We start from the raw sequence: 2,714 nt of genomic DNA, 5'->3' as shown, positions 1-2,714 counted from the left end.
GGGTCACGGAACAGTAGCGGATGGACGCTGTCGAGGCCGTCGAACTGTTTGCCGTACCAGCCCGACGCCGCCAGCAGCCCGTCGAGCGGGTGGCCGGTGGCCAGTTCGCGCCCGTGCCAGCGGCCGGTGAGCTCGGTCGCCTGCACGGGCGGGAGGCTGTCGAACAAGGCCAGCGCCGCGTCCCGGCCGCAGGCCGGTTCGAGGAGGGTGAGTTGAGCGATGGCGGTCATGGATTCCTCTTTCGGACACGTCAGGCGGGCAGGCGCAGCGCGCCGGGCGCCGACGCGGGCACCGCGGGCTGGGCAGGGGCGACCGGGCTGATCCGCCGGTAGGGAGCGCCCAGGTCGGGTCGCGGATCCGCCTCGCCCTTGTTGGGCCAGAACGCCATCGCCCGTTCGGCCTGCGCGGTGATGGTGAGCGACGGGTTCACACCGAGGTTCGCGGTGATGGCGCTGCCGTCGGCGACGTGCAAACCCGGGTAGCCGTAGATCCGCTGATAGGGATCGATCACCCCGGTCTCGCGGGAGTCACCGATCGTGCAGCCGCCGATGTAGTGGGCGGTCGCGGGAATGTTGAAGATGTCGGTGGCGACATTGCCGCTGATGCCGTCGATCTCGGACGCGTATTTGCGGGCGATGTCGTGCGCCAACGGGATCCACGCCGGATTCGGTTCACCACTGCCCTGTTTGGTGACCAGCCTGCGCCCCTTCAGATACGAGGTGAGCGAGTTGTCCAGCGACTGCATGACGAGCAGGATCACCGACCGGTCCGAGGCGCCGTGCGCGTTCTGCGAGCGCAGGAACTGGATCGGATGCAGCAGGATCGTCAGCAGCAGCCGCAGGAACCGGAACGCCCCGCCGTCGACCATCGGCACCGTCTGCAGGAACAGCGCGTTCTGTCCCGACCCGTAGGTACACACCTCCACATGGGTCTGCGGTTCGGGGTGGATGGAGGAGGTGATCGCCACGCCCTGGGCGAAGTCCTTGCGCGACTTGCTGGTGACACCGATGATCGCCTCGGAATTGCTGCGGGTCAGCTCGCCGACGCGCGGCGACAGCTGCGGCAGGGTGCCGTCGGCGCGCAGCTTGTGCAGCAGCTTCTGGGTGCCGAGCGCGGCCGCGGCGAACACCACCTGCTGCGCGGTGAACGTGCGCCGCTCCTTACGCAACCAGCCGTTGGAGGCGACGGTCTCGACCCGGTACCCGCCGGCGCTGTCGGGCGCCACCGAGGTGACCGTGGTCAGCGGATGTACCTGCGCGCCACGGCTTTCCGCGAGATGCAGGTAGTTGACCGTGGTCGTGTTCTTCGCATTGTGCTTGCAGCCGGTGAAACAATCCGAGCAGTGGATGCAGCCGGCGCGGCGCGGTCCGGCGCCACCGAAGTAGGGGTCGTCGACCTCGGTGCCCTCGTTGCCCTCGTTGAAGAAGACCCCGACCTGGGTGCGGTGGAAGGTGTCGGCGACGTTCAGCCCACGCGCGATATCCAGCAGCACTTCGTCTTTCGGGCCGAGCCGCGGGTTCTCCACGACGCCGAGCATCCGCTTGGCCTGGTCGTAGTAGGGCGCCAGCTCGGTCTTCCAGTCGGTGATGTGCGCCCACGCGCGGTCGCGATAGAACTCGGGCAGCGGCTCGTAGAGGGTGTTGCCGTAGATCAGCGAACCACCACCGACACCGGAACCGCTGAACACCAGGCACTTGCCGAGCACGCTGATCCGCTGCGGTCCGGTCAGCCCCAGGCGCGGCGCCCAGATGGCCTTGGGAATGTTCCAGTTGGTCTTCGGGTAGTCCTCGGCGTTCCAGCGCCTGCCGGATTCGAGAACGCCCACCCGGTAGCCCTTTTCGGTCAGGCGCAGCGCGGTCACGCTGCCACCGAATCCGGAACCGACGACGATCACGTCGTAGTCGTACGCAGTCATGCAGAGATCACCTCGTAGTCGGCGGGGTCGAACCGCGCCTGCTTCTTGTATTGGAATCCGAGCAGTGGCCAGTTGGTGGTGATCCGGCCGTCGGCCTGCCGGTACCAGGACGTGCACTGGCTCCACACACTGTTGGTCAGGTGCGCCTGGATCTGTGCGTCGTAGGCCTGTTCCACCTCCGGGCGCACCGTCAGCGGTTTCCCGGTCGCGGCGAGATGGGCGACGTAGTCGCCCAGGTATTCGGCTTGCGCCTCGAGGAAGTAGATGATCGAGCCGCCACCGGTATTGGTGTTGGGCCCGTACATGATGAACAGGTTCGGGAACCGCGGCACCGTCATGCCGTAATAGGCGTGCGCTCCGGTCTTCCACTCCTGTTCGAGCGGGTGCCCTTCCGCGCCGGTGATCGTCATAGGCGCCAGGAACTCGGTCGTCTTGAACCCGGTGCCCCAGATGATGACATCGACCTCGTGTTCACGCCCGTCGGCGGTGCGCACCCCCGCGGGGGTGATCCCGGTGATCTTCTCGCCGGTGACCTCCACATTCGGCGCGGCCAGTGCGGGGAGGTAGTCGTCGGAGAACAGGATTCGCTTGCAGCCGATCGGATAGTCGGGCCACACCTGCTCGAACAGGCCGGGCTTGGCCTTGGTTTGTCTGCGCATGTGCTGCTTGGACATCGACTTGACCACGGCAGCAAGAGATTTGGAATACACCCAGGCGAAGCTGAGGCCCTCGGTCACCCCGTACCAGGTGCCGCGTTCGGCGAGCGCGGTCACCGGCAGTTTCTCGACCACCCGATGAT

3 protein-coding genes are annotated in these 2,714 nt (G+C 66.7%); all 3 read right to left on the bottom strand.

The window, feature by feature from the left end; genetic code table 11:
• The coding region (locus ACFWPJ_RS29830) for a GXWXG domain-containing protein (RefSeq protein ID WP_378856400.1) at nt 1–230 on the bottom strand (230 nt) is incomplete at its 3' end.
• A gap of 20 nt (nt 231–250) precedes the next feature.
• Complete coding sequence (locus ACFWPJ_RS29825) at nt 251–1,915, bottom strand: GMC oxidoreductase (protein WP_378856398.1); 1,665 nt, start codon at nt 1,913–1,915, stop codon at nt 251–253.
• On the bottom strand, nt 1,912–2,714 hold an 803-nt coding region (locus tag ACFWPJ_RS29820; RefSeq protein ID WP_378856396.1), incomplete at its 5' end, for a flavin-containing monooxygenase. The genes ACFWPJ_RS29820 and ACFWPJ_RS29825, both read right to left, overlap by 4 nt.

It is taken from the genome of Nocardia sp. NPDC058497 (assembly GCF_042720195.1).
In the GTDB taxonomy this organism is placed as follows: Bacteria; Actinomycetota; Actinomycetes; order Mycobacteriales; family Mycobacteriaceae; genus Nocardia.
Note: the sequence above shows the minus strand (reverse complement) of the source record. Positions and strands in the feature narration are given on the sequence as shown.

Excerpts from the sequence above, each read along its gene's own strand:
- ACFWPJ_RS29825 (WP_378856398.1), bottom strand. The coding sequence starts at position 1,915 with ATGACTGCGTACGACTACGACGTGATCGTCGTCGGTTCCGGATTCGGT.